The organism is Streptomyces sp. NBC_01244, assembly GCF_035987325.1.
In the GTDB taxonomy this organism is placed as follows: Bacteria; Actinomycetota; Actinomycetes; order Streptomycetales; family Streptomycetaceae; genus Streptomyces.
On record NZ_CP108488.1, the window covers coordinates 8,261,290 to 8,287,634 of the forward strand.

Annotated in this window: 21 protein-coding genes; 17 read left to right on the forward strand and 4 right to left on the reverse strand. The window is 71.6% G+C overall.

The genetic code is table 11. The annotated features are described in order from the left end of the window. Window positions 1–176 precede the first annotated feature (176 nt). The 7 genes from OG247_RS36750 to OG247_RS36780 all read left to right on the forward strand — a co-directional run bounded on the left by OG247_RS36750 (window position 177) and on the right by OG247_RS36780 (window position 9,184). The gene (locus OG247_RS36750) at window positions 177–533 is read left to right on the forward strand and encodes a hypothetical protein (protein WP_327256291.1); all 357 of its coding nucleotides are present in this window, start codon (window positions 177–179) and stop codon (window positions 531–533) included. A 48-nt stretch (window positions 534–581) separates the two neighbouring features. Then, window positions 582–1,544 (forward strand): universal stress protein, encoded by a 963-nt coding sequence (locus tag OG247_RS36755; protein ID WP_327256292.1) that lies wholly within the window; start codon window positions 582–584, stop codon window positions 1,542–1,544. Between the two features lie 414 nt (window positions 1,545–1,958). Beyond that, on the forward strand, window positions 1,959–3,293 hold the full coding sequence (locus OG247_RS36760) for an ABC transporter substrate-binding protein (protein ID WP_327256293.1): 1,335 nt from the start codon (window positions 1,959–1,961) through the stop codon (window positions 3,291–3,293). Window positions 3,294–3,505: 212 nt separating this feature from the next. Then, on the forward strand, window positions 3,506–4,399 hold the full coding sequence (locus tag OG247_RS36765) for a carbohydrate ABC transporter permease (RefSeq protein ID WP_327257764.1): 894 nt from the start codon (window positions 3,506–3,508) through the stop codon (window positions 4,397–4,399). Then, complete coding sequence (locus OG247_RS36770) at window positions 4,396–5,271, forward strand: carbohydrate ABC transporter permease (RefSeq protein WP_327256294.1); 876 nt, start codon at window positions 4,396–4,398, stop codon at window positions 5,269–5,271. The genes OG247_RS36765 and OG247_RS36770 overlap by 4 nt, the downstream gene beginning before the upstream one ends. Window positions 5,272–5,348: 77 nt before the next feature. Then, complete coding sequence (locus OG247_RS36775) at window positions 5,349–8,372, forward strand: alpha-mannosidase (RefSeq protein WP_327256295.1); 3,024 nt, start codon at window positions 5,349–5,351, stop codon at window positions 8,370–8,372. 137 nt (window positions 8,373–8,509) lie between these two features. Then, complete coding sequence (locus tag OG247_RS36780; RefSeq protein WP_327256296.1) at window positions 8,510–9,184, forward strand: DUF4328 domain-containing protein; 675 nt, start codon at window positions 8,510–8,512, stop codon at window positions 9,182–9,184. A 31-nt stretch (window positions 9,185–9,215) separates the two neighbouring features. Here the strand turns inward: OG247_RS36780 and OG247_RS36785 are convergent, their stop codons facing one another. Then, complete coding sequence (locus tag OG247_RS36785; protein WP_327256297.1) at window positions 9,216–9,929, reverse strand: alpha/beta fold hydrolase; 714 nt, start codon at window positions 9,927–9,929, stop codon at window positions 9,216–9,218. 260 nt (window positions 9,930–10,189) lie between these two features. Here OG247_RS36785 and OG247_RS36790 point away from each other — a divergent pair, with 260 nt between their 5' ends. Genes OG247_RS36790 through OG247_RS36800 form a run of 3 tightly spaced genes read left to right on the forward strand, consistent with a single transcriptional unit; the run spans window position 10,190 to window position 14,014 of the window. Continuing rightward, window positions 10,190–12,223 carry an NADPH-dependent 2,4-dienoyl-CoA reductase gene (locus OG247_RS36790; protein WP_327256298.1) on the forward strand — a complete coding sequence of 678 codons (2,034 nt, stop codon included), beginning with the start codon at window positions 10,190–10,192 and terminating at the stop codon, window positions 12,221–12,223. A gap of 58 nt (window positions 12,224–12,281) precedes the next feature. Next, entirely contained in the window at window positions 12,282–12,698 is a 417-nt protein-coding gene (locus OG247_RS36795) for a PaaI family thioesterase (protein WP_327256299.1), read from the forward strand. Further along, the gene (locus OG247_RS36800) at window positions 12,695–14,014 is read left to right on the forward strand and encodes an MFS transporter (RefSeq protein WP_327256300.1); all 1,320 of its coding nucleotides are present in this window, start codon (window positions 12,695–12,697) and stop codon (window positions 14,012–14,014) included. The genes OG247_RS36795 and OG247_RS36800 overlap by 4 nt, the downstream gene beginning before the upstream one ends. Window positions 14,015–14,021: 7 nt before the next feature. Here the strand turns inward: OG247_RS36800 and OG247_RS36805 are convergent, their stop codons facing one another. Then, complete coding sequence (locus OG247_RS36805; RefSeq protein ID WP_327256301.1) at window positions 14,022–16,001, reverse strand: hypothetical protein; 1,980 nt, start codon at window positions 15,999–16,001, stop codon at window positions 14,022–14,024. A 238-nt stretch (window positions 16,002–16,239) separates the two neighbouring features. On the opposite strand from OG247_RS36805, the gene OG247_RS36810 reads away from it, so the two are divergent. Genes OG247_RS36810 through OG247_RS36830 form a run of 5 tightly spaced genes read left to right on the forward strand, consistent with a single transcriptional unit; the run spans window position 16,240 to window position 22,163 of the window. After that, window positions 16,240–17,577 carry an ABC transporter substrate-binding protein gene (locus tag OG247_RS36810; protein WP_327256302.1) on the forward strand — a complete coding sequence of 446 codons (1,338 nt, stop codon included), beginning with the start codon at window positions 16,240–16,242 and terminating at the stop codon, window positions 17,575–17,577. Next, window positions 17,574–18,497: a carbohydrate ABC transporter permease gene (locus OG247_RS36815; RefSeq protein WP_327256303.1), complete on the forward strand. Its 924-nt coding sequence runs from the start codon at window positions 17,574–17,576 to the stop codon at window positions 18,495–18,497. The genes OG247_RS36810 and OG247_RS36815 overlap by 4 nt, the downstream gene beginning before the upstream one ends. Continuing rightward, entirely contained in the window at window positions 18,494–19,324 is an 831-nt protein-coding gene (locus tag OG247_RS36820; RefSeq protein WP_327256304.1) for a carbohydrate ABC transporter permease, read from the forward strand. Before OG247_RS36815 ends, OG247_RS36820 begins: the two co-directional genes overlap by 4 nt. 2 nt (window positions 19,325–19,326) lie before the next feature. Continuing rightward, window positions 19,327–21,150, forward strand: a complete 1,824-nt coding sequence (locus tag OG247_RS36825; RefSeq protein WP_327256305.1) for a glycoside hydrolase family 36 protein — start codon at window positions 19,327–19,329, stop codon at window positions 21,148–21,150. Beyond that, complete coding sequence (locus OG247_RS36830) at window positions 21,147–22,163, forward strand: LacI family DNA-binding transcriptional regulator (protein WP_327256306.1); 1,017 nt, start codon at window positions 21,147–21,149, stop codon at window positions 22,161–22,163. Before OG247_RS36825 ends, OG247_RS36830 begins: the two co-directional genes overlap by 4 nt. Before the next feature lie 36 nt (window positions 22,164–22,199). On the opposite strand, the gene OG247_RS36835 is transcribed toward OG247_RS36830, so the two are convergent. After that, entirely contained in the window at window positions 22,200–23,012 is an 813-nt protein-coding gene (locus OG247_RS36835) for a DeoR/GlpR family DNA-binding transcription regulator (protein ID WP_327256307.1), read from the reverse strand. A gap of 127 nt (window positions 23,013–23,139) precedes the next feature. On the opposite strand from OG247_RS36835, the gene galT reads away from it, so the two are divergent. Together galT and galK are read left to right on the forward strand one after the other, a co-directional pair. After that, entirely contained in the window at window positions 23,140–24,222 is a 1,083-nt protein-coding gene (gene galT, locus OG247_RS36840) for a galactose-1-phosphate uridylyltransferase (protein ID WP_327256308.1), read from the forward strand. Continuing rightward, window positions 24,219–25,376, forward strand: coding sequence for a galactokinase (gene galK, locus OG247_RS36845; RefSeq protein ID WP_327256309.1), 1,158 nt, complete (start codon window positions 24,219–24,221; stop codon window positions 25,374–25,376). Before galT ends, galK begins: the two co-directional genes overlap by 4 nt. Before the next feature lie 124 nt (window positions 25,377–25,500). On the opposite strand, the gene OG247_RS36850 is transcribed toward galK, so the two are convergent. Continuing rightward, complete coding sequence (locus OG247_RS36850; protein ID WP_327256310.1) at window positions 25,501–26,343, reverse strand: alkaline phosphatase family protein; 843 nt, start codon at window positions 26,341–26,343, stop codon at window positions 25,501–25,503. Between the last annotated feature and the right edge of the window lie 2 nt (window positions 26,344–26,345).

The window sequence follows — 26,345 nt, forward strand, 5'->3', positions numbered from 1 at the left end:
ATCCCTGTATACACGCCGCACCCGGTCCGACCTCGAACGACGATCGTTGCGCGGACCCGAGACTTTGGAGAACAGCAGGGGGCCGCCCCCGCTTGCGAGAGTCGGGAGTACGGGCGGGAGCCGTCCGGCGGATGGGCCGTGGACACGGCCCACGGCAGCGGAACGAGGAGTTCGACGTGGCGCGACGCAATGGATGTCTGATCGGCTGTGCGGTGGCCGGGGTGCTGGGGATCGGACTGCTCGTGGCGCTGCTGTTCGGGGTGGGCAAGGTCATGGACGTGGCCGACAAGACCCTCGTCGACCAGAAGGTGTACGAGGCCGTGAGCGTCGGCGACCCCGAGGCCGAGGTCCGCGCCAAACTGCCGTCCGGCGAAAGCTTCGTCACCTCGGCGCTCAAGGACGGCGGCCCCGCCGTGCCCGTCGGCAGCCAGTGCTCCTGGTACCTGTCCGACTCGGGGAACGGCGACACGGTGCTGCGCTTGTGCTACAAGGACGGCAAGCTCGCCGAGAAGGCCGACTACCGCGTGAAGTAGGGCCTTCGGTCCCTGCCCGCCGGGTCCGCCCCGCCGGAGGGTGGAGGCATGCAGACCCACTCGGCCGGTTCCACCCCCGCCAGCCCCGTCCTGGCCGCGGTGGACGGCTCGGAACACAGCCTGAGGACCCTGGACTGGGCCCTCGACACCGCCCGCACGCGCGGAGCCGGCCTCCACGTGGCACACGTACGGCCGGAGGCCCTGCGCGTCCACGCCCCCGGGGAGGCCCTCGTACCGCCGCTCGACCGGGACACCGATCCGGTGCTGGAGGTGGTACGGGGACGGCTGGCCGGGCGGGAGGACCTGCCGTCCGTCACCTACGTCTCCCGCGACGGGAACCCCGCCGCGACCCTCACCGAACTCGCGGCGGGAGCGCAGCTCCTGGTCATGGGCTCGCGCGGACTCGGCGGCTTCGCCAGCCTGCTGCTCGGCTCCAACAGCCGGGTGTGCGCGGCCCGGTCGCCCTGCCCGGTCGTGGTCGTCCCGCACACCGCGCGGCTCGTCACGCGGGAGCCCGGAACGCGGGCCCCGGGCAGCGAACGCAGGGTCGTGCTGGGCCTGGCACCCGACGAGACCTCCGAGGACGTCGTCGACTTCGCCTTCGCGGAGGCCCGCCGCCGGGGCGCGGTGCTCCAGGTCGTCTCCACACACCTGGTGCCGCTGTCCTCGCTCACCCTGGTCGGCTCCCTCGTCGCGGAGCGCGGCGGCGGCCACCCGCCCGGCACGGCCGGCGGCGAGGCCACCGAAACGGCCCGGGAACTCGCCGAGAACCAGCGCACGCGCCTCCAGCCGTACCTGACCAGGCACTACCCCGACGTCACCGTCGAAGCCGTCGTCGCCCCCGGCGACCCGGCCGGCCGCCTGGTCACCGCCTCCCAGCGGGCCGACCTCATCGTGGTGGGCCGCCACCGCCGCCGCCTGCGGGCCGACTCCCTGCTGATGGGCTCGGTGTCCAACGCGGTACTGCTGCACGCACTGTGCCCGGTGGCGGTGGTTCCCGCACGCGGGTAGCACCCGGTGGCTTGCGGATGGTCTCCTTGTCCACCGGCCGCCGATGGAGATCGAGCCGGAGGTGACCTGGCCTCTGTGCGGTATGCGGGTAAGCGATGTGCTGCGCGCTGGATAAAGCGCATTAGTGCAAGTTTTGGTTAACCGGCGATAAGAAGTCAACCTCCAGCGGATGATCGCGTTCGTTATTGAATCGATATCGCGCCAAGAGAAATAAGGACTAAAGCGCATCAGTGCAGGTCGCGGTGGTGGCAGTGGAGTGACTTTCGGACTGTCTATCCTCTCGCTGTCGTAATTCGGGACGCACGGGTACCTGCCGCTCGGGATTTTGGTCATATTGACGGAACCTTGATTTCGGGTGAGTTTGGGCCCAGTGATCCGGCGACGAGGCCGGAACTCCCCCTGAAGGCGGCGACGATGACCCGTAGGAACGTGACCCGTTGTGCCATCACCACGCTCGTGGCCGGCACTTTCCTCGCGACCTCCGCGTGTGGCATGAGCGGTGGCGCCGGAGACGTGAAGGAGGGGGAGAAGACGGGCAAGGTGGCCGGTCGGATCACGTTCCGCACCCTCCAGTTGAAGCCCATGTTCACGTCGTACGTCCAGGGGGTCATCGACGCGTTCGAGAAGAAGTACCCGGACGCGGAGGTCGCATGGGAGGACGTGCCGGGCGACGGCTACAACGAGAAGATCGTCGCCGACGCCCAGGCCGGCGCCCTCCCCGACGTGGTCAACCTCTCCACCGACTCCTTCCAGCTCCTCGGCGACCGCGGCATGCTGGCCGACGTGGCGAAGCTCGACCCCGAGGTGGCCAAGGAGTACGTCCCCGGGGCCTGGGAGCAGTTCAAGCTGCCCGGCAGGGGCGACAGCGTGTTCGCGTACCCCTGGTACGTGACCCCGGAGATCCTCACGTACAACAAGGACCTCTTCGAGAAGGCCGGTCTCGACCCGGCCAAGCCGCCGACCAGCGTCGAGCAGTTCTTCGACTACGCCGAGCAGATCGCCGCCAAGTCCGGGGGCAAGTACTCCGCCTTCATGGCCGACCCCAAGGGCCGGTTGCCCGGGGACTGGCAGAAGATGGGCATCCCGATCCTGAACGAGAAGCAGGACCTGTTCACCTTCGACACCAACAAGGCCGTCGAGTGGGTCGAGCGGATGAAGGACCTGTACGCCAAGGGCGCCATGCCCAAGGAGTCCCTGCTCAAGCAGGACGACATCAATCAGCTCTACGGCGGTGGGAAGATCGTCTTCGGCCCCGGCTCCCCGGGCTTCGTCAAGGACATCAAGCAGAACGCCCCGCAGATCTACGCGAACACGCAGGTCGCGAACGCGGTCACCGGGCAGCTCGGCCACATCGGCATCTACGCCCAGTCGCTCGGCATCAAGAAGGACACCCGGCACATGGATGCGGCGACCGAGTTCGCCAAGTGGCTCACCAACGGGCCCAACCAGGTGGAGTTCTCGAAGCAGGCCACCATCTACCCGTCCAACGCCATCGGCCTCGCCGACCCCTTCTTCGCCGACAGGGGCGACGGCAAGGACGCGGAGACGCTGGCCCGCGCCGTCGGCGCCGAGCAGCTGAAGACCTCCGCACTCGACGCCAACACGCCCGTCCAGTGGACCAACCAGGTCGGCGACGTGGTCGTGCGCGAGATGCAGAAGGCCATCAAGGGCGAGCAGGACGCCAGGACGGCGGTGAAGAAGGCGCAGGAGGAGGCGAACAAGCTGCTCGCCAAGACGGCCCGGCAGTGACGGCGGCAGCGGAGAAGGGAGAGGGAGACGCCATGAGTCCCTCCTCAGGCCCCGAACTGCGGGAGCCGGCCGGCCCGCCGCGGGACGCGCCCGACCCCGCCGCCACCCTCGAAAAGGTGCGGGCCCGGTCCGAGCGGGCCGGGAAGGCGAAGCAGGCCCGGAAGGCGAAGCAGTCCAAGCAGTCCAAGCAGGCGAAGCGGGCGAAGAAGGCCATGGAGGCCGAGACCGGGCTGCGCCACCGCACGTGGTGGACCCCGTACCTCTTCCTCGCACCGGGCCTGATCATGGTGACGATGTTCAGCCTCTGGCCGTTCGTCAACACCGTGATCCTCTCCTTCACCGACGCGCAGATCCTGCGCGGCGGCGGGTTCGTCGGCTTCGACAACTACACCCGCGCCTTCGCCGATCCCGACTTCTGGGTCGCCACCGGCAACAGCGTGCTGTACCTCGTGGTCGTCGTCCCGTGCCTGGTCTTCCTGCCGCTGGCCCTAGCCGTCCTCGTCCAGACGAAGGTCCCGGGCATCGGCTTCTTCCGCTCGGCGTTCTACACCCCGGTCATCGCCTCGGCCGTGGTCGTCGGCCTCATCTGGCAGTGGGTGCTGCGCAGCGACGGCCTGGTCAACACGCTGTTCCAGAAGCTGAGCATCATCTCCGAGCCGATCCCGTTCCTGACCGACAGCACCATGCTGCTGGTCTCCGCGATGATCGTGACGGTGTGGAAGGGCCTCGGCTACTACATGGTCTTCTACCTCGCGGCCCTCGGAAACGTCTCCACCTCGCTCTACGAGGCCGCCGCGCTCGACGGCGCGGGTCCGGTCCGCCGCTTCTTCAGCATCACCGTCCCCCAGGTGAAGCCGATGATGCTGCTGGTCGGCACCCTCTCCGCGATCTCCGCGCTCCGCGTCTTCACCGAGATCTACATCCTCGGCGGCGAGAGCGGCGGTCCCGGCGGAGGCGCCCGTACCCTGCCCTTCCTCATCCGGCAGGTCGGCCTCGGCTTCTCCGGCGAGACCGGTTACGCGGCCGCCATCTCCATCCTGTTGTTCCTCCTGACGCTGGTCTTCAGCCTGCTGGGCCGCCGTCTCTCGAAGGGAGACGAAAGTTGAGTGCCCTCGCTTCCCGCGGCAACGAGGCGGGCAAGCGCGTCGGAGCCGACGCGCGGCGGTACTGGATCGGCCTCGCCGGCCGGTACGCCACGCTCCTCCTGATGCTCGTCATCATGCTCGGGCCGATCGTCTGGCAGTTCCTGACCTCGATCCGCGGCCGCACCGAGAACGTGTACGACGGGGTGCTGCCCTCGCAGCCCACCCTCGACAACTACTTCCGGGTCGCCGAGTCGTTCCCGCTGTTCCAGTACGTCGGCAACACCCTGACGGTGGCGCTCCTCGCCATCACCTCGAACATGCTCTTCGCGGCCATGGGCGGCTACGCCCTCTCCCGGGCCGCCTGGAAGGGCCGCAAGAGCGTCTTCACCGTGCTGGTGGCGACGCTGATGTTCCCCTTCGAGTCCGTGATGATCTCGATGTTCCTCACGGTCCGCGAGATGGGCCTGGTCGACACCCTCATCGGTGTCTGGCTGCCCGGCGCGGTCTCCGTCCTCAACATCATGATCATGCGATCGGCCTTCCTCTCCGTCCCCAAGGAGGTCGAGGAGGCCGCGGTCCTGGACGGCGCGAACGAGTGGACCCGCTTCACCCGGGTCTTCCTCCCCGCCGCCAAGGGAGCCCTGGCCGTCGTCTGCATCACCAGCTTCATGGGCGCCTGGGACGACTTCCTCTGGCCCTTGCTGGTGCTGACCAACAGTGACAACTACACCCTCCAGCTCGGTCTGAAGTCCCTGGCCGGCGCCACCACCGTCAGCGACCAGCGGATCATCGCCGCCGGGGCGATGGCCGCGCTGATCCCGATGATGCTGCTCTTCTTCGCCCTCCAGCGCTTCTTCTTCAAGGGCGTCGGCGAGGGAGCCGTCAAGACCTGACCTGACCTGACCTGACCGGGCCAGACCCGACCCACCGACCGCAGGATCGCAGTCCATCCCACTCTGGAGCAGCCGTCATGCACGACGACCGCAGCATCACCGAACACCGCCTCCGCCGTGTCCTCAAGGAGCGCATCAAGCCCGCCGTCCACTCCCGCCCGGTCCCGCTGACCGTCGAGCGCTGGGAGGCCCCCGGCGAGCCCGTCCCCGTGGCCGAGGGCCTCGCGGCCTCCTACGAGCCCTGCGCCATCGGCGAGATGTGGGGCCCGGCCTGGGGCACCACCTGGTTCAAGGTCACCGGCACCGTCCCCGCCGACTGGGCCGGCCGCACCGTCGAAGCCGTGCTCGACCTCGGCTTCGACCGGATGATGCCCGGCTTCCAGTGCGAGGGCCTGGTCCACCGCGCCGACGGCGGGGAGGTCAAGGCGCTCAACCCGTACAACGACTGGGTGCGCGTCGCCGACCGCGCGGCCGGCGGCGAGCGCATCGAGTGGTACGTCGAAGGCGCCTCCAATCCGATCCTCGTCGACCACGCGGTCACCTACGAGGGCGACAAGCGGACCAGCGGCGACCAGCCCCTCTACCGGCTCGCCCGGATGGACCTCGCCGTCTTCGAGACCGAGGTCTGGGAACTCGTACAGGACCTCGAAGTCCTCTACGAGCTGATGACGCAGCTCGACGAGCGCGATGCCCGGCGCTACGAGATCCTGCGCGCCATCGACTCCGCCCTCGACGCGGTGGACCTCTACGACGTCCCCGGCACCGCGGCCGACGCCCGCGCGCGCCTCGCCGCGGTCCTGGCCGCCCCCGCCAACTCCTCCGCGCACCGCATCAGCGCGGTCGGTCACGCCCACATCGACTCCGCGTGGCTGTGGCCGCTGCGCGAGACCGTGCGCAAGGTCTCGCGGACCACGTCCAACATGCTGGGCCTGATGGAGGAGCACCCCGAGTTCGTCTTCGCCATGTCCCAGGCGCAGCAGCTCGACTGGATCAAGACCTACCGGCCCGAGCTCTTCGAACGGGTCAAGAAGAAGATCGCCGACGGGCAGTTCGTGCCGGTCGGCGGCATGTGGGTCGAGTCCGACACCAACATGGTCGGCGGCGAGGCCATGGCCCGCCAGTTCCTGTACGGCAAGAAGTTCTTCATGGACGAGTTCGGCATCGAGACGAACAACGTCTGGCTGCCCGACTCCTTCGGCTACACCGCCGCCATGCCGCAGATCGTCAAGCTCTCCGGTTCGAAGTGGTTCCTGACGCAGAAGATCTCCTGGTCCCAGGTCAACAAGTTCCCCCACCACACCTTCTGGTGGGAGGGCATCGACGGCACCCGCGTCTTCACGCACTTCCCGCCCGTCGACACCTACAACTCCGACCTCGGCGGAGCCCAGCTGGCGCACGCCGCCCGCAACTACCGGGAGAAGGGCCGGGGTTCGCGCTCGCTGGCCCCCTTCGGCTGGGGGGACGGCGGCGGTGGACCGACCCGAGAGCAGCTCGGCCGCGCCAGGCGGCAGCGGGACCTCGAAGGCTCCCCGCGCGTGGAGATCGAGCGCCCCGACGCGTTCTTCGAAAAGGCGCACGCCGAGTACGAGGACGCGCCCGTCTGGGCCGGGGAGCTCTACCTGGAGCTGCACCGCGGCACCTACACCTCCCAGGCCAAGACCAAGCAGGGCAACCGGCACAGCGAATCACTGCTGCGCGAGGCGGAGTTGTGGGCGTCCACGGCCGCCGTGAAGGTCCCCGGGTACGCGTACCCGTACGAGGACCTGGAGCGGATCTGGAAGACCGTGCTGCTGCACCAGTTCCACGACATCCTCCCCGGCTCCTCGATCGCCTGGGTGCACCGCGAGGCCCGCGAGACGTACGCCAAGGTGCGGGAGGAACTGACGGCGATCACCGTGGCCGCGCAGACCGCCCTCGCGGGGGAAGGCGAGGAGGAGCTCGTCTTCAACTGCGCCCCGCACGCCCGGCGCGGGATCCCGGCCGGCGGGGCGGGCCTGCCGGCGGCGGCCGAGCAGGCCGTCACGGTGGAGGAGCGGCACGGCGGCGGCCACGTCCTCGCCAACGGGCGGCTCCTCGTGGAGATCGACGGCCGCGGGCTCATCGTGTCGGCGTACGACCTGGAGGCCGGGCGGGAATCGGTCGCACCGGGGGCCGCCGCGAACCTGCTCCAGATCCACCCCGACTTCCCGAACATGTGGGACGCGTGGGACATCGACGAGTTCTACCGCAACAAGGTCACCGACCTGGTGGACGTGGACGCGCTGGAGGTCGCCGAAGCCGGTCCGTCATCGGGCACCGTACGGGTGACCCGCTCGTTCGGCCTGTCCCGCGTCGTCCAGACGGTCACCCTCCGGGCCGGGGCCAAGACGGTGGACATCGTCACGGACGCGGACTGGCACGAGACGGAGAAGTTCCTCAAGGCTGCCTTCCCGCTGGACGTCAAAGCCGAACGCTCCGCCTCCGAAACACAGTTCGGGCACGTCTACCGGGCCACCCACACCAACACCTCGTGGGAGGCCGCCAAGTTCGAGATCTGCGCCCACCGCTGGATCCACGCGGAGGAGCCGGGCTGGGGAGTCGCGGTCCTCAACGACTCCACGTACGGCCACGACGTGACCCGCGACATGCGCCCCGACGGCGGCCAGACCACCACCGTCCGCCTCTCCCTCCTGCGGGCCCCGCGCTACCCCGACCCGGAGACCGACCAGGGCGCGCACACCCTGCGCTTCTCGCTCGCTCCGGGCGCGGCCGTCGGTGACGCGGTCCGCGAGGGCCACGCGCTGAACCTGCCGGAGCGCGTGCTCCGCGGCGCGGGCCCGGTCGCCCCGCTCGTCGCTGTCGACACGGACGCGGTCGTCGTCGAGTCGGTGAAACTCGCCGAGGACCGCGGCGGCGACGTGATCGTCCGCCTCTACGAATCCCGGGGCGGCCGCGCGCACGCCACCCTGGCGGCGGGCTTCCCGCTGTCGGCGGCGATCGAGAGCGACCTCCTGGAACGCCCCCTGGAGGGCACGGCCGTCTCCGCCCCCGCCCCGGACGGCACGGTCCCCCTCACCCTGCGCCCGTTCCAGATCGTCACGGTCCGCCTCCACCGGGCCTGACCCCCGGTCCCGCCCCGCGGTGTGCCCCGAAGACCGGGGCGCCCCGCGGGGCGGGCCCACCCGTGCCGTATGTTCTGCCTGCCCGCCCCCGTCGGCGGGCTTCCGCATGTCAACGCACCCGTGGGGGGTCCCTCGTCATGTCCGCCGGTTCCGGTTCCGCAAGACTGTCGCCGCTCGGCGCGCCTCCGGCGCGCTCGCTGCTCCGCTCGCCGAAGGGACTGGCCACGGCCCTGACCGTGCTGCTCGGTCTGTGCGGCCTGACCCGGCTGCTCGCGGCGGCGGCCGGGGTCAACCGGTACCGGACGCTGGACAGCTTCGGGCCGAGCACGGGACTGGGGCATCCCGGGACGCTGCTCACGATCTCGATGAGCCTGGTCATGATGGCCATGCTCCCCACGGCGGTGGTCTTCATCGTCTGGTTCCACCGGGTCCGGGTGAACGCCGGCGTGTACGCGCGGGGAGCCTTCGGCGGTGGCGCCGGCTGGGCGATCGGAGTCTGGTTCATCCCGGTCGTGGGCTGGACCGTCCTGCCCTGCCTGATGGCGATGAAGGTGTGGTCGACCAGTGCGTCGAGGCTGCCGGGCAAGGCCGCGCTGACCTCACCCGCCCCCGTCTTCGTCTGGGCCGGAACGTTCGGAGCGGCGATGCTGGCGTCCGGCGGCGCGGGCTGGTTCGCCGGCGAAGCCACGGGCGATGACGCCGCTGGGGACGCGATCCTGCTCGCCGCGGGCTCGGACCTGGTCTACGCCGTGGCGGCGGTGTCGGCCGTCCTCTTCGTGCGCCGCCTGTCGGCCCTGCAGTCGGCCGCCTGAAAGGCGCGCCGGCCGGGGGCGCGGCCCGGGATCACGCCGAGAGGAACGCGGCGACGGCCGCCGTGAACTCCCCGGGCGCCGCCGCGTGGATCAGGTGGCCGTACGGGAGGGTGATCAGGCGGGCGTCCGGGATGCGGTCGACCACCTCGTCGAAGGAGGCGGGCGCCAGGTGGCTGGCGGGGCCGCCGTACACGACCAGGGTCGGGGCCGTGATCCGCGCCAGGTCCGCGAGCCAGGCCGGGTCGGGGTCGTCGAGCTGGGGGCGGACCGCGAGCACCATCGCCCAGTCGAAGGCGAGTTCGCCCTCGGGGCGTACCGGGACCATGGCCTCGCGGGGGAGGGGCGCGGGCGCGTCCTCCAGGACGAGTCGGCCGACGCGGTGCGGCTGCGCGGCGGCGGCCAGGTACGCGACGACACCGCCCATCGAGTGACCCACCAGGTCGACCCGGTCCAGCCCGAGGGCGTCCAGGAAGGACAGCACGTCGTCCCGCATGAGCGGGAGCGAGTACGAGGACGGCCGCGCGCTGGCTCCGTGGCCGCGCAGGTCGAGCGCGAACACCCGCCGCTCCCGCGCGAGTTCGTCCCGTACGGGCGCCCAGTCGGCGGCGGTCTTGCCCAGTGCGGGGAGGAGGAGCACCGGCGGTCCGGCCGGCGGGCCGGTGACCTCGTAGGCGAGGCGCAATCCGCCGTTCACCGTCACGGTGTGCTGCTCGGTCGTCCGGGTGGTCCTGGGCTTCCGCGTCATCCGGCAGAGGGTACCCGGCGGACCGGGTGCGCAGCCTCCGGGCGCCGGGCGCGGCTCCGCCGCTTGCCGCCCTTGGCGTCCTTGGTGATCACCTCGGCCGTGAACTGCGCCACAGGCGTCGGCGGAGAGGGCCCGTGGCCACCGGAATCCCCGGATTTCCGTGATGCGGGGCCCGGCGCTCGCTTATGCACCTAGTTGCACAATAAGCGCTTGCTCAGCTAGAACGGATCCATCACCCCCGCGCGAGGAGGCACACCCCGATGAGTCCGCAGAGTTCCCAGAGCCGGTACCCGCACCTGCTGAGCCCCCTGGACCTCGGCTTCACCACCCTGCCGAACCGCGTGATCATGGGCTCCATGCACACCGGCCTCGAAGAGCACGAGCGGGGCTTCGAGCGCCTCGCCGCCTTCTACGCCGAGCGCGCCCGCGGCGGCGCCGGCCTGATCGTCACCGGCGGCATAGCCCCGAACGACGCCGGCCGCCCCTTCGAGGGAGGCGCCCGCCTCACCACCGAGGAGGAGGCCGCCGAGCACCGGGTGATCACCGACGCGGTGCACGCCGAGGGCGGGAAGATCGCGATGCAGATCCTCCACTTCGGCCGCTACGCCTACCACAAGGACCTGGTCGCCCCCAGCGCCCTCCAGGCCCCCATCAGCCCCTTCGTTCCCAACGCGCTCACCGACGCCGAAGTCGAGCGCACCATCGAGGACTTCGTGCGCGCCGCGCGCCTCGCCAAGCTGGCCGGCTACGACGGCGTCGAGATCATGGGCTCCGAGGGCTACCTGGTCAACGAGTTCATCGCCGCCGCCACCAACAAGCGCACCGACCGCTGGGGCGGCGCCTACGAGAACCGCGTGCGCTTCCCGCTGGAGATCGTCCGCCGCACCCGCGCGGCCGTCGGCGAGGAATTCATCCTCGTCTACCGCCTCTCGATGCTCGACCTCATCCCCGGCGGCTCCACCCTCGACGAGGTCGTCCACCTCGCGAAGGAGGTCGAGGCGGCCGGCGCCACCATCATCAACACCGGCATCGGCTGGCACGAGGCCCGCATCCCCACCATCGCCACCTCGGTCCCGCGCGGCGCCTACACCTGGGTCACCAAGAGGCTGATGGGCACGGTCTCCGTCCCCCTCGTCACCAGCAACCGGATCAACACCCCGGAAATCGCCGAGGAGTTGCTCGCCGACGGCCGCGCCGACCTGGTCTCGCTCGCCCGCCCCTTCCTCGCCGACGCCGATTTCGTCGCCAAGGCCGCCGCAGGCCGCTCCGAGACCATCAACACCTGCATCGGCTGCAACCAGGCCTGCCTCGACCACACCTTCTCCGGCAAGCTCACCACCTGCCTGGTCAACCCGCGCGCCTGCAACGAGACGGAACTCATCCTGTCTCCCACCCAGTTGAAGAAGCGCGTCGCCGTCGTCGGAGCCGGCCCGGCCGGCCTGGCCTGCGCCGTCTCCGCCGCCGGACGCGGCCACGCCGTCACCCTGTACGAAGCCTCCGGCCACATCGGCGGCCAGCTCGACATCGCCCGCCGCATCCCCGGCAAGGAGGAGTTCGAGGAGACCATCCGCTACTACGGCACCCAACTCGCCGAGCACGCGGTCGAGGTCAAGCTGAACACCCGCGCCGACGTCGAGACCCTGCGCGGCTACGACGAGGTCGTCGTCGCCACCGGCGTCACCCCCCGCACCCCCGACATCGAGGGCGTCGACGGCCCCAACGTCGTCAGCTACCTCGACGTCCTGCGCGACGGCGCCCCCGTCGGGCAGCGCGTCGCCGTCCTCGGCGCCGGCGGAATCGGCTTCGACGTCGCCGAGTTCCTCACCGACAGTGGCGAAGGCGCTTCCCAGGACCCCGAGGTCTACTTCCGCCACTGGGGCGTGGACACCGCGTACACCGGCCCCGGCGGCCTCACGGCCCCCGAGCGGCCCGCCCCGCCGCGCCAGGTCCACCTGCTCCAGCGCAAGAGCACCAAGGTCGGCTCCGGGCTCGGCACCACCACCGGCTGGATCCACCGGGCGGAGCTCAAGCACCGCGGGGTCGTCTCCGTCGCGGGGGCCGCGTACGACCGGATCGACGGCGAGGGCCTGCACATCACGGTGGAGGGCGAGCAGCGCCTCGTACCCGCCGACACGGTCGTGCTCTGCACCGGCCAGGAACCGCGCCGCGACCTGTACGAGGCCCTGCGCGCGGCCGGCGTCGAGGCGCACCTGATCGGAGGCGCCGACGTGGCCGCCGAACTGGACGCCAAGCGGGCCATCCGTCAGGGCACCGAACTGGCCGCCACCCTCTGAGGACCGGCTGACGCAAAGGGAGTTGTGGCGGCCCCGGCCGGGCCGCCACAATCACCCGGTGACGACGCTGACACCGGCAGACGCGGACAAGATCCTCCACGACAACTTCGCCCCCTGGGTGCTCGCCCTCGGACTCACCGTCCAGGAGACCGGCGAACGGCACGCCGTACTGCGGCTGCCCTGGTCCGACGCCCTCGCCCGCGACGGCGGGGGCCTCAGCGGCCAGGCCCTGATGGCCGCCGCGGACACCGCCACCGTCATCGCGATCTCCGCCGCGCGCGGGGCCTACGGTCCGATGACCACCGTCCAGCAGTCCACCAGCTTCCAGCGGCCGGTGGTCGGCGCCGACGTGCTGATCGACGTACGCATCACCAAACTCGGCAAGCGGATGGCCTTCGCCGACATCACCATGACGCCCGAGGGCGCCGGCGAACCGGCCGCGAAGGCCTCCACCGTCTACGCCCTGCTGGGATGACGGGCAGGCGCACCGGACTGATCCACAACCGCCCCTTCACCGTCTTCTGGCTCGGCCAGGCCCTGTCGGTGCTCGGCGGCTCGGTATCGATGCTCGCCCTGCCGCTGCTCGTCCTCGAAGTCACCGGATCCCTGGTCGGGATGGGCCTGATCACCGCCCTCTCCGGCGTCTTCGCCATCGCCACGGGAACCTTCGCGGGCCACGTGGTGGACCGGGTCGACCGCCGCCGCCTGATGATCGGCTGCGACCTCGCGCGGGCGGTGCTGCTGGGCTCCGTACCGCTGATGTGGTCCTTCGGCGGCCCGCGGATCTGGCTGCTGTACGTGCTGACCGCGCTGGTCACCGTACTGAAAACGCTCTTCGACGTGGCCTACGTGAGCGCCGTGCCCTCCCTGGTCGAACCGGCCGACCTGGCCGCCGCCAACGGGCGGCTGATGGGCACCTTCGCCCTCGGCACCCTCCTCGGCCCCGTCGTGGCCGGCCTGCTCGTCTCGGGGGTCGGCGGGGCCTGGGCGCTGGCCCTGGACGGGGCGAGCTTCCTCGTCTCGGCGGTCAGCCTGCGCTGGGTCCGCTTCGGCGTACGGGGGGACCCGGCGGAGCCCCGCCCATCGGGGAGCACCTCCCTGCGCGAGGTCTTCGTGGTCGGCTTCCGCTTCCTGTGGGCACACGCCCTGCTGCGCCCGCTGACGATCCTGCTCACCCTCCTCACCTTCGTCACCGTGGGCGCCACCGACCTGCTGATCTTCCGCCTCCAGAACGACCTCGACCGCGACCCGGCGACCGTCGGCTACGTGATCGCCGTGAGCGGCATCGGCGTCGTGTGCGCCTCCTTCGCCGCCGGGCCGCTGCGCCGGGCCCTCGGCTTCGGCCCGTGCTGGCTCGGCTCCGTCGCGCTGATCGGCGTGTCGGTGGCGGCCATCGGGGTCGGCCGCAGCGTGCCCCTGATCGCGGCGATGGCCGCCCTCTTGATGTTCGGGCTGACGGTGGGCGGCATCTGCTCCATGACCCTGCGCCAGGAAGTCACCCCGGACCACCTGCTCGGGCGGGTCACCTCCGCGTTCTGGACGGTCCACAACGCCTCGGGCCCGGTCGGAGCCGCGGCGCTCACCGCCCTGGCCGCCCGGCACGGGGTCCCGTCGACGAGCCTGGCCGCGGGAGCCTTCTGCCTCCTGATCGCCGCCTCGGGCCTCCTGACCCCGCTCCGCTCCGCCCGCCCGACCCCGCCGCGCAAACCGCCGGCGGCCTCGACCGGGCGTCTGCCGGATCGTGCGGCCGCCGGCCCCCGGCGCCGCGATCGGCCGGGGGCGGCAGGCTGATCCGGGTTCAGCCCGCCTGGACGGTGATCGTGCGGCCCGGGGCGACCACGGGGGTCGCGTACGTGTACGTCACCCCGTCCACGACCTTGGTGCGGGCCGGCTGGGGCACTCCGTCGACCGTGAGGGTGGCGTGGACGCCGGGGAAGCGGGCCTCCCAGGTGTAGGGGGAGGTGCCCGAGGTGTGCGTGAGGGTGGACTTGGTCGCCCCGTCGTGGCGGAGGGCGAAGGCCGAGTCGCCGATCCGGAGGTCGTCGATCCGCAGCCAGTCCATGCCCGAGGGCAGCCGGGACGCGGTGCTCAGGGTGTGCGCGGGTGCGTCGGGGGTGACGCCCAGCAGACCTTCGACGGTCTGGCCGAGCAGGGTGAAGGAGACCTCGGGGTAGTCACCGTTGGTGCCCTGCTTGGTGTTCACGTGCTGGATGTCCTTGTGGTCGTAGACGTCCTTCATCCACTTCCAGCCGGTGTCGTTGCGGTTGTTCCGGAAGAACGTGTCGGGCAGGTACGTGAGGGCCTCGATGTTGGAGGGCCGGCCCGGGCCCGAGGCCTGCTGGTCGATGTAGTCCAGGTAGGCCTCGCGGCGCGGACCGGGGTCGATGATCTGCTTCATCGGCATGAACCAGCTGTTCTCCTTGCCCCAGCCGGTCAGGGCGCGTCCGTCCGTGGTGTAGCCGCGCACCATGGCCGAGCCCGAACCAGCGCCGGTCCAGGTGGAATTGAAGTACGCCTTGAGGTCCCGGGCCTTGGTCTCGAACCGGCCGGCGAGCGCGCCGTCCCCCTTGGAGCGGGCGAGCGAGGCCATCGCCAGGTACGCCTGGTACTGGGAACCGATCGCGTCTCCCGCCTCGGCGAGCGGCTCGCCGCTCTGCTCGTTGTAGCTGGCGGTGCCCTGGAAGATGCCCTGGCCCGTCCCCTCGGCCACCTCGATCGTGCCGTTGTCCTTGAGCCCGTCGTGCAGGGTGACGAACTCGTCGGTGGCGCGGCGGTAGAAGTTCCACAGGGCCGGATCGTCGAGATAGGCGCGGTCCCCGCTCCAGCGGTACGCCTCCTCGGACTTCTGCACCAGCTCGAAGGTGGCGGGCACCTCGCGGACGAAGTTCTTCGGGCTCTTGTAGTCGATCGACAGGTAGGTCGAGGTGTCGAAGTTGAAGGCCCACGCCGGGTAGTACTTGTGCTCCGGGGTTGCGGACGCGGCGAAGGAGCGGAGCATCGACTTGTTCTCGGCGTGCAGGGCGAGCACGCCCGCGCCGGACAGCTGGTGGGCCATGTCGCGCGAGTAGTAGCCGCTGCGGTTGGCGTAGCCGGCCCAGTAGGAGGCGGCGTAGGTGCCGTTGCCGCTGCCGGCGGTGCGGTTCTCGTCCACGTTCAGCGGGCCCCGGGTGCCCGGCAGGTGGACCCAGCTGTTGGCCTTGCGCTTGGACCAGTCGAACATCTCGACGATCTTCGGGTCGGAGGAGCTGACCCGCGGGTCGGCGGGTGAGGCGGGGGAGAACATCACGTCGTCGGCGTTGACCCAGGCGTCCCCGGACTCGAAGGCGATCTCCAGGGTGTCGCCGGGGGTGAGAGCGATCCGGCTGAGCGTGTAGCGCCGGTAGTTCGAAGCACTCGGCAGGGTGAGCGCGGCGGCGACCGCGCCGTTCACGCGGGCGGTGTAGCGGCCGTTCGGGCCGCCGGTCGCGATCCAGGCGGATATGTCGTACGTCCCAGGGCCCGTGGCCGTCACGGTCTGGGACACCTTCTTCCCCGCCCCGCCGTCGAGGTACGCGAGCCGCGCCGCGCCGTGCGGGTAGTTCGTGGCGACCCCGGTGCCGGAGGTGAACCGCCAGCCGGTGCGCCCCTGTTCGAAGCCGGGGTTGGTGACGGTCGGCAAGGCGGGGGCGGGGGCGGGTTCGGCGGCGGGTGCGGCGGCGGCCGCGCCGCCGAGGGTGAGCGGGGTGAGCGGGAGGAGCAGGGCCAGGGCGGACAGCAGTGGCACACGGGAACGCGTCATCGGGTTCTCCCAGGTGTGGGCTGGACGGAGTGGGACGGGGCAGGGCGGAGCGGGCGGCACGCTAGCAACCGGTTCTGAGAGTTTGCAATGGTCTTGTCAGAATCAACTGCGGGATCCAACTGAAAGATTTCATCGAACTCTTGCAAGTCGGAAGACGGCATGGCTACAGTCCTGGCCAGTCGGCTTCCGCAACGGTGCGAGCAGGGGTGGGTCAGGTATGGAACTGGAACGTCGGAGAGTGCTGCGGACGGTTGGAGCCATCGCCGCGGGGGCCGGATCGCTCGGCGGCCTGACCGCCTGTTCCGGCACGGGCGCCGAAGGCGCCGGCGGTCAGGGCGGGGCCGCGGGGGACAAGGAGAAGGGCCGGATCACGGTCTGGTCCTGGCAGGGTCCCGCCGCCGAAATGAAGGCCCTCGTACCGGAGTTCAACAAGAAGTACCCCGGGATCGAGGTGACGGTCGAGGACATCGGCAACCCGGCGATCTGGGACAAGATCACCACCGGGCTCGCGGCCGGCGGTCAGGGGCTCGCCGACGTCCTGCACATAGGCGTCGCCTACCTGCCCGGATACGTCGAGAAGTTCCCCGGTGGCCTCGCCGACCTCGGCCCGCTCGGCGCGAACGCCTACCGGGACGAGTTCGCCCAGGGCATGTGGCAGACCGTGTCCCCCGACGGCAAGCGCGTCAACGCCCTCCCCTGGGAGGCGAATTCGGCGGGCTTCTACTACCGGGCCGACCTCTTCGAGAAGGCAGGGGTCGACGCCGGCGCCCTCCAGACCTGGGAGGAGACCATCGAGGCCGGCAAGGAGATCAAGGGGAAGACCGGCGCCCACCTGCTGGGCATCGACAAGCCCGCCTCCCAGGCCGACGCCGCCAACTTCTTCCAGATGCTGCTCCAGCTCCAGGGCGCCTTCTACTTCGACCTCGCCGGGAACATCACGCTCGACTCCCCGGAGGCCGTGAAGGCCATGACGCTCATCAAGACGATGAACGACGCCGGCCTGGTCAGCGACCTCGCCGGCGGCTGGAACGCCCTGATGAGCTCGCTGAAGCAGGGGACCGCGGCCGTCCTGCCCATGCCCACCTGGTTCGGCGGCATCATCGAGGAGCAGGTGCCCCAGGAAGCGGGCCGGTGGAAGGTCAGGCTGCCCCCGGCCGTGCGCCGCGGCGGATCCACCGCCGCCACGGTCAACTCCACCCACCTCGCGGTGGCGGGCAGCAGCAAGCACCAGGCCGCCGCCTGGTCGTTCGTGGAGTTCGTCCTCACCCGACCCGCCTCCCAGGTGAAGATCTACCGGGGCAAGGGCATCGCCCCCGCCCTGCTGAAGGCCTACGAGGACGCGGTCTTCCACGAGCCGTCCGCCTTCTTCGGCGGACAGAAGAAGGGCGAGGTCTTCCTGGAGGCGCTCAAGGCCCCCTCGTCCGCCTTCAATTACACCGCCGACTACGCACGGGCCCTCAAGCTGGTCACCGACGCCCAGTCCAAGGTGCTGCTGAGCGGCGCCGACCCGGCGAAGGTCCTCAAGGAGGCCGCCGACCAGCTCGGGCGGCAGACCGGACGCAAGGTCTCCCGGTGACCGCCACGCTCACCGGCCGCGAGGCCCGGGCCGTCCCCGCGCGCGGGGCGGCCCGGCGCCCCCGGGCGCGCCGGCGCGTGGCCCCGTACCTCTTCGTCCTGCCCGCGCTGCTCCTCTTCGCCGCCTTCAAGCTCTACCCCATCGGCCGGTCCTTCGTGATCAGCCTCCACCAGACCGTCGGCGGGACCGAGCGGTTCGTGGGCGCGGACAACTACACGCGACTGCTGCACGATCCGCTGTTCTGGACCGCCCTGAAGAACACCGCGGTGATCCTCGCGGTCCAAGTACCGGTCATGCTGGCCCTCGCCACCGGGCTCGCCGTGGCCCTCGACTCCACCGCGCTGCGCGCCCGCGCCGTCTTCCGGCTCGGCTTCTTCCTGCCGATGGTCACCGGCCTGGTCGCCTACGGGATCGTCTTCTCCGTCCTGCTGAACAAGGACTACGGCCTGGCCAACTGGCTGACCGGGCTCGCCGGCCTGGACCCGACGCCCTGGCTGACCGACCCCCTGTGGGCGAAGGTCTCCCTCGGCCTGGCGCTGACCTGGCACTACACGGGCTACAACGCGGTGATCCTGCTCGCCCGCCTACAGACCGTGCCCGCCGAGCTCTACGACGCCGCGGCCGTGGACGGGGCCGGCGCCTGGAGCTCCTTCCGTCACGTCACCCTGCCGGGCCTGCGCCCCGCGCTCCTGCTCACCACGGTGCTGTCCACCATCGGCACCCTGCAGATCTTCGACGAGCCGTACGTGCTCACCGGCGGCGGCCCGGACAACGCCACCCTGACCATCGGCGTGTACCTCTACCAGAACGCCTTCAAGTACTTCGACTTCGGCTACGCCTCCGCCATCGCCTACGCCCTCGCCGTCCTCATCGGCATCCTCGGCGTGATCCAGTTCCGCTTCCTGGGGGAGAAGTCATGACCGCCGCCCGCCACCGCGGCAGGAGCATCCTGCTCACTTCCGGTCTCGCCATCGCGCTGGCCGCCGTCCTGGTCCCCTTCTACTGGCTCGTGGTCGCCGCCACGCACAGCTCGGGGGAGATCTTCGACAGCCCGCCGCCGCTGTTGCCCGGCAGCCACCTCGCGGAGAACGTACAAACCCTCCAGGACACCGCGCAGTTCGGCCGGGTGATCCTCAACTCCCTTCTCATCGCCGCGATCTACACCCTGTGCGCGGGCGCCGTCTGCACGCTGGCCGGCTACGGCTTCGCCAAGTACCGCTTCCGCGGCCGCGAACCGCTGTTCGGACTGCTCATGCTCGGGCTCGTGGTCCCCGCTCAGGTCACCCTCGTACCGCTCTTCCAGTTGATGGCCGAACTGCGCTGGCTGGGCACGTACCAGGCCGTGATCATGCCCAACCTGGCCCTGCCCTTCGGCATCTTCCTGATGCGCCAGTCGATGGCCGCGCTCCCCGACGAACTCCTCGATTCGGGGCGCATGGACGGCTGCGGCGAACTGCGGCTGTTCTGGAGGGTGGTGCTCCCGCCGATGAAACCGGCGCTGGCCGCCCTGGCGATCTTCCTCTTCCTGTACCAGTGGAACGACTTCGTCTGGCCCCTGATCGTCCTGCGCGACAGCGCCACGTTCACCGTCCCCGTGGCCCTCGCCTCCCTCCAGGGCCTCGACGAGACCGACTACGGAGCGATCCTCGCCGGAACCGCGGCCGCCGCGATCCCAATGGCCCTCGTATTCCTCGCGCTCCAGCGCCAGTTCGTGTCCGGCCTGCTCGCCGGCGCCGTGAAGGAGTGACCGTGACCAGCGCCGTGACCACCCCCGTGACCACCGTCGACCCCGTGACCACCGCCGATCCTGTGACCACCGTCGAACCCGTCACCACCGCGGGGCTCGCCCCCGCCCCCGAGGAACCGCTGCTCGACGGGGTCTCGCTCGCCGTCCTCGCCCACGCCCCCGGCGTCCACCCGGCCTGGACCCTGACCGAACTCCCCGACGGGCTGCGGATGCTGGAGGTGCGGGCCGACGGCGCCCCCGTCGAGATCCGCTTCTCCGTGCCCCTCGGCGACGCCGCCGGATACTGGCACCCGCAGGGCGGCTGGCGGCGCACCCTCCTCGCCGACTGGGAGGGCCGTTCCCGGGTCTCGCTGGTCGACGGACACGCCGCCGGCTGCCTCTACGACCACGGCGGCGCCACCCTGCTCACCTTCGCCGCCACCGACCCGGTACCCGAGGCCGCGCTCCGCTTCGGGGTCTCCGAGGAGAACGACACCCACGTCGTCCACCTCCGCCTGCCCGCCGCACGGCAGGCCCACCGGATCCTGCTCGTCCCCCGCTCACCCTCGGTGGCACGGGCCATGCGGGCCCTGCGGTCCTGGTTCGACGCCGAGTTCGCCCCGGCGCCGGTGCCCGACGGGGCCCGCACCCCCGTCTACTCCACCTGGTACGCCTTCAACCAGGACGTCAGCGCCCCCGCCGTCGAAACCCAGGCCGAACTGGCCGCCGGACTCGGCTGCGGAGCACTGATCCTCGACGACGGCTGGCAGGAGGGGGGCCACGGACGCGGTTACGCCGGCTGCGGGGACTGGGAGCCGGACCGGGCCAAGTTCCCCGACTTCGCCGGGCACGTGGCCCGGGTCCGGGCCCACGGGCTGAGCTACCTCGCCTGGGTCGCGCCCCTGCTGCTGGGCTCCGGAGCCGCCTGCCACGACCGCTGGGCCCCCTGCGCGCCCGTCCCCTCCACGGTGCCCGGCGCGCACGTGCTCGACCCCCGCCGCCCGGAGGTGCGCGCGCACGTCGTCGGGCTCTGCGTCCGGCTCGTCCGCGCCTACGGGCTCGACGGACTCAAGCTCGACTTCCTCGAGCAGGCCATGGCGTACGCGGGCGACGGCGCGGGAGACGTCGGAGTGGCCATGGTGACCCTGCTGACGGAACTGCGCGCGGCCCTGGAATCCGTACGCCCCGGCGTGCTGCTGGAACTGCGCCAGCCCTACACCGGCCCCGGCATGGCCCCCTTCGGCAACATGCTGCGCTCCTTCGACTGCCCCGCGGACGCCACCGCGAACCGGGTCCGCACCCTCGATACCGCACTGCTCGCCGTCGGCGGGGCCGTCCACTCCGACATGCTCCTGTGGTCGCCCGAGGCGCCCGTGGAGGTGGTGGCCCGGCAGCTGATCGGGGCCCTGCACGCGGTGCCGCAGATCTCCGTACGGCTGGACGGGCTGCCGGCGGCGCACCGGGAGGCGGTCCGGTTCTGGCTGGGGCGGTGGCGGCTCCACCGCGAGCTGCTGCTGGACGGGGAGGTGGAGCCGGGCCGGCCGGACGAGCTGTACCCGCTGGTGCGGGCCGGCGCCGGGGACCACTGCCTGATGAGCGTGCACGGGGACCGGGTCGTCCCGCTGGACTTCTCCGCGTACAGCCGCTTCGACCTGGTCAACGGCTCGGACCGGGACCGGGTGATGGTCGAGGTGCTGGGCGGTGGCGGCCGGATCCGGGGAGTGGTCCACGGACCCGACGGCCGTATCATGGACGGTCCGCCGTCGTACCTGCCGGAGGGGGCACGCTCGCTGGTGGTGCCGCGCGGCGGTCTGGTATCGCTCACGATCACGGAAGGACCGCGATGAAGGTCGGGATCACCGAGGTCGCCGCTCGCGCCCAGGTCAGCGAGGCGACCGTCAGCCGGGTGATCAACCGACGCCAGGGCGTGTCGAAGAAGACCCGGGACGCGGTCGAACAGGCCATGGCGGACGTCGGCTACGAACGGCAGACCCAGGGCCAACTGGTGGCAGTGATCACCGAGTTCGTGTCCAACCCGTTCTTCGCCGATGTCGCCGAGCGCATCGAGTCGGCGCTCGCCCCGCACGGACTCAAGACCATTCTGTGCCCGGCCTTCCCGGGCGGGGTCCAGGAGCGGGACTTCATCTCCGCGCTCGTCGACAAGGGCGTCGCGGCCGTCGTCTTCCTCTCCGCCTCCAACACCGTCGAAGGCGCCGACACCGAGACGTACGAACTGCTGCGCCAGCGCCGGGTCCCGTACGTCGGCATCAACGGGGAGTTCGCGGACGGGGTGGCGACCCCGGTCTTCTCCACCGATGACGCGCTCGCCGCGGAGCTGGCCGTCGACCACCTCCACCGACTGGGGCACCGCAGGATCGGGATGGCCTCGGGCCCCGCCGGCAACCAGCCCGCGGACCGCAGGGTGCGGGGCTTCCTGGAGGCCATGGCCAAGCGGGGCATCGAGGAGCCGGAGCGCTGGGTGATCCGCCAGTCCTACACGGTGGAGGGCGGCCAGGCCGCCGTCGGCCCGCTCCTCGCCCTGGGCGCCACCGCGATCGTGGCGGCCAGCGACTACATGGCCCTCGGAGCGATCCGGGGCATCCGCCGGCAGGGACGGGTGGTGCCCGGGGACGTATCGGTCGTGGGGTACGACGGCTCGTCCATCACCGAGTTCACCGACCCTCCCCTGACCACGGTGCGCCAGCCCGCCGACCGGCTGGCCCTGGAGGTCGGGCGCAGCGTACTGGCGCTGGTCAGCAACCGGGACGTGCCCACGGGGGAGCTGCTCTTCGACCCCGAGCTGGTCATCAGGGCGACCACCGGACCGGCACCCGCGGCCCCTGCGGAGCCCGGAGCCTGATCTGGGCCCGATCCGCACCCCGGGCCGTACCCGGACTCAGCGCCGCTCCTCCCCGGCGACGAGGAGTTCGCCCACCTCCTCCGCAAGGGCGGCGCGGGCCGCGGTGGGCAGGCCGGCGTCGGTGACGAACCAGTCGGCCTGGTGCAGTGCGGCGAAGCCGCTGAGCCCCACCACCCCCCACTTGCTGTGGTCCGCCACGACCGCGACCCGGCGCGCCGAGGCGACCAGGGCCCGGTTGGTCTGGGCCTCCATGAGGTTCGGGGTGGTGAGCCCGGCGCCCTGCGCCACTCCGTGTGCGCCGAGGAAGAGCAGGTCCACGTGGAGCGAGCCGATCGCCTGGTCGGCGAGCGGTCCGACCAGGGCGGCCGAGGGGGTGGGGGAGCCGCCGGTGAGCAGCAGCGTGGGGGCGTCGGCTCCGCGGCCGCGGCCGTCGGCCCACACCAGTTCCGCCACCGGAAGGGAGTTGGTGACGATCGTGAGCCGCGGGACCCCGAGGAGCCGGGCGGCGACGGCGTGCGCGGTGGTGCCGCCCGAGACCGCGACCACGCTGCCCGGTTCCACCAGGGCCGCGGCCCTGTCAGCGATGGCCGCCTTGGCGTCGCCCTCCAGGTCCGACTTGGCCTCGAAGCCGGGCTCGTGCCCGCTGGCCCCGGCCGGGGCGACGGCTCCGCCGTGGACCTTCTCCACGAGGCCTTGCCGGGCGAGGGCGTCCAGGTCCCGGCGGACGGTCATGTCCGAGACGCCGAACTGCCCGACCAGGTCCGCCACCCGCACCGCGCCCTCGCGGCGGACCGCGTCCAGGATGAGAGCGCGTCGCTGGTGGGCCAGTTGGGCAGCCTGCTCGGCCACGGGTCGCTCCCGGGAATCGGCGAATCGGGTCAGAAGGCAGCAAGATAGCACGGCACTGTTGTTGGAGTCTGGGGGAATCTCGGTGTGGGGGTGGTGGAAAATGTTGGAGACTGTTTATTCTCGCTACGTGAAGAAGACCCTCGCGAAACTCGCGGACGGCCGCGAACTGATCTACTTCGACACCGCCGAAGGTGTCGTGCGCGACGCGCCCGACCTGCGCCCGCTCGATCCGGTGGACAGCAGGCCGGAACTGCGGCGGGACGAGGCCACCGGTGACTGGATCACCATCGCCTCCCACCGCCAGAACCGGATCTACCACCCGCCCGCCGGCGAGTGCCCGCTCTGCCCCTCCCGGGACGGCCGGCTCAGCGAGATCCCCGCCGCCGACTACGAGGTGGCCGTCTTCGAGAACCGCTTCCCCTCCCTCGCGGGCGAGGCCGGACGCTGCGAAGTCGTCTGCTTCACCCCCGACCACGAAGCCGGTTTCGCCGACCTCGCCCCGGCCGCCGCCCGGCTGGTGCTGGACGCGTGGACCGACCGCACCGCGGAGCTCTCCGCCCTCCCCGGCGTCGAGCAGGTGTACTGCTTCGAGAACCGGGGAGCCGAGATCGGGGTGACCCTCGCCCACCCGCACGGCCAGATCTACGCCTTCCCCTTCGTCACGCCCCGCGCCGCCAAGATGACGGCCGCCGCGGAGGCGCACCGTGCCGCCACCGGCCGCAACCTCTTCGAGGACCTGCTGGCCGGAGCCCGCGCCGCCACCGAGCGGGTGGTGACGGCCGGGGAGCACTGGACCGCCTTCGTGCCCTACGCCGCCCGCTGGCCGTACGAGGTCCACCTCTACCCGCACCGCCGGGTCCCCGACCTGACCTGCCTCACCGAAGCCGAGCGGGCCGAGTTTCCCGGCATCTACCTCGACTTGCTGCGCCGCTTCGACCGGCTGTTCCCCGTACCGGAGCCGGAGCCGGGTCGGCCGCAGGGGCAGGCGCCCCGGCCGCAGGGTCCGGCGCCCACCCCGTACATCTCCGCTTGGCATCAGGCGCCCCGTACCCGCGGGGAGGAGCTGGCCCTGCACTTGGAGCTGTTCACGATCCGCAGGACCCCCGACAAGCTCAAGTTCCTCGCCGGGACGGAGTCCGGGGCGGAAGCCTTCATGAACGACATCGCCCCCGAGACGGCCGCGCGACGACTGCGGGAGGCCCTGGCGTGAACCGGCCCGAGCAGGCCGCGGGCACCTTCGCGAAGCTCTTCGGCGGCTCCCCCGACGGGATCTGGGCGGCGCCCGGCCGGGTCAACCTGATCGGTGAACACACCGACTACAACGACGGTTTCGCCCTCCCCGTCGCCCTCCCGCAGACCACCCTGCTGGCCGCCCGCGCCCGTACGGACGGCCGGCTGCTCCTGCACAGCGCGCAGGGCGACGGCCGGATCACCGAACTGGCCGTGGCCGCCCTGGCACCCGGGGGCGTACCCGGCTGGGCCGCGTACCCGGCTGGCGTGGTCTGGGCACTCGCCGAGGCGGGACACCCCGTCGGGGGCGCGGACCTCCACTTCGACAGCACGGTGCCCACCGGCGCGGGGCTCTCCTCCTCCGCCGCGCTGGAATGCGCGGTGGCCGTCGCGTACGACGAGCTGTACGGACTGCGGCTGCCCGGGCCCGAACTGGCCCGGATCGCCCAGCGGGCGGAGAACGCCTTCGCCGGCGTCCCCTGCGGGATCATGGATCAGATGGCCTCCGTGTGCTGCACCGCCGGGGCCGCCCTCCACCTCGACGCCCGCACCCCGGAGCTCCACCGGCAGGTGCCCCTCGACCTCCCGGGGCAGGGGCTCGGACTGCTCGTGATCGACACCGGGGTCTCCCACGACCTGGGCGACGGGGCGTACGCGGCCCTGCGCGCGGGCTGTGAACGGGCGGCCCGGCTGCTCGGCCTGCGCGCCCTGCGGGATCTGCCCGCCGGGGACCTCGCGGGGGCGCTGGGGGACCTCCCGCCGGAACTCGTCCCACTGGTCCGCCACGTGGTGACCGAGAACGGCCGGGTCGCCGAGGCCGTCGCCCGGCTCCGGGTGGACGACGCGGCCGCCCTCGGACCGATCCTGACGGCCGGTCACGCGTCGCTCCGCGACGACTACCGGGTCTCCTGCCCGGAGACCGACCTCGCCGTGACGGCCGCGCTGGGCGCCGGGGCCCTCGGTGCACGGATGACGGGAGGCGGCTTCGGCGGCTCCGTCATCGCACTGGTGGAGGCGGGGCGCGAGGACGCGGTGGGCGGCTCCGTCGCGGCGGCCTTCGGCGCGGCCGGCCACCGGCTCCCGCGGCTCCTCACCATCACCCCGGCGGAGGGCGCCCGACGGGTGGAGCCGTAGCCGCCGACTGGAGCCATGGCCATAGCCATAGCCATAGCCGCAGCCATAGCCGCAGCCATAGCCGCAGCCCGGGCCCCGGACGTAGTCCGTTGCCCGGGCTGCGGTGCTCCGGCAGTCCGCCAGTTCAGGGGGCGAAGGGCGTGCCGTCCAGGGTCCAGTGCGGGTCGAGGTCGATGCCCAGCGCGGCGTAGACGTGGGCGGCGACATCGGTGTGCCGGACCGTCGGCGGAGTGACTCCGGCGGCCAGTCCGGGGCCGCACGCGGCCACCCAGGCGGTGCGCTCCAGCTCGCTGCTGCCCCCGTGGCCCCCCTCGTCACGGTGGCCGTGGTCGGTCACCACGATGACCGTCCACTGCTCCCCGGGGTGGCCCGGGCGGTCGCGCACGGCCTTGACGAGGCGGCCCAGGCGCTGGTCGGCCCTCTCGATCGACCGCCGGTACTCCTCGCCGCAGCCGAGGAAGTGGGCGGTCTCGTCGACGGCGCCGAGGTAGACGAAGGAGGCGTGGAGTTCCTCCCCGGAGCCCAGTACGTGCGCCGCTTCGGCGGTCACGGCCTCGTCGGCCTCCTCCCAGGCCTCCGGCGTGTCCGCGCGGGGTGCGATGAAGCTCAGCCGGCTGGGGGCGGTGAAGAGCGGGCCGCCCTGCTGGGCGAGGAACAAGGGGGCCCAGCCGCCGGCCGCGAAGGTCCGCCGCCCGCATTCGAGTGCCAGGCGGGTGGTGAAGTCGGGGAAGACGTCGAGCCGGTTGCCGTCGAGCCGGTTGCCCCACACCCCGTGCTTGGCGACGGTGACCCCGGTGGCGATGGTGGACCAGCACGGCCCGGACATCGTGGGGGTGGTCTCGTCGATCTCGACGGGCGCGAGGAAACCCGCGTCGGCCAACTCGTCGAGGTGGGGCGTGTCCAGCCGCGGCAGCAGGTCGAACCGTACGCCGTCGATGCCGACGACCAGAACGTGTTGAGTGTGCATGG

Coding starts and splice junctions, on each gene's coding strand:
- OG247_RS36755 (WP_327256292.1), top strand. CDS start 582: ATGCAGACCCACTCGGCCGGTTCCACCCCCGCCAGCCCCGTCCTGGCC.
- OG247_RS36830 (WP_327256306.1), top strand. CDS start 21,147: ATGAAGGTCGGGATCACCGAGGTCGCCGCTCGCGCCCAGGTCAGCGAG.
- OG247_RS36850 (WP_327256310.1), bottom strand. CDS start 26,343: ATGCACACTCAACACGTTCTGGTCGTCGGCATCGACGGCGTACGGTTC.
- OG247_RS36785 (WP_327256297.1), bottom strand. CDS start 9,929: ATGACGCGGAAGCCCAGGACCACCCGGACGACCGAGCAGCACACCGTG.
- OG247_RS36790 (WP_327256298.1), top strand. CDS start 10,190: ATGAGTCCGCAGAGTTCCCAGAGCCGGTACCCGCACCTGCTGAGCCCC.
- OG247_RS36800 (WP_327256300.1), top strand. CDS start 12,695: ATGACGGGCAGGCGCACCGGACTGATCCACAACCGCCCCTTCACCGTC.
- OG247_RS36775 (WP_327256295.1), top strand. CDS start 5,349: ATGCACGACGACCGCAGCATCACCGAACACCGCCTCCGCCGTGTCCTC.
- OG247_RS36780 (WP_327256296.1), top strand. CDS start 8,510: ATGTCCGCCGGTTCCGGTTCCGCAAGACTGTCGCCGCTCGGCGCGCCT.
- OG247_RS36760 (WP_327256293.1), top strand. CDS start 1,959: ATGACCCGTAGGAACGTGACCCGTTGTGCCATCACCACGCTCGTGGCC.
- OG247_RS36820 (WP_327256304.1), top strand. CDS start 18,494: ATGACCGCCGCCCGCCACCGCGGCAGGAGCATCCTGCTCACTTCCGGT.
- OG247_RS36765 (WP_327257764.1), top strand. CDS start 3,506: ATGGAGGCCGAGACCGGGCTGCGCCACCGCACGTGGTGGACCCCGTAC.
- OG247_RS36805 (WP_327256301.1), bottom strand. CDS start 16,001: ATGACGCGTTCCCGTGTGCCACTGCTGTCCGCCCTGGCCCTGCTCCTC.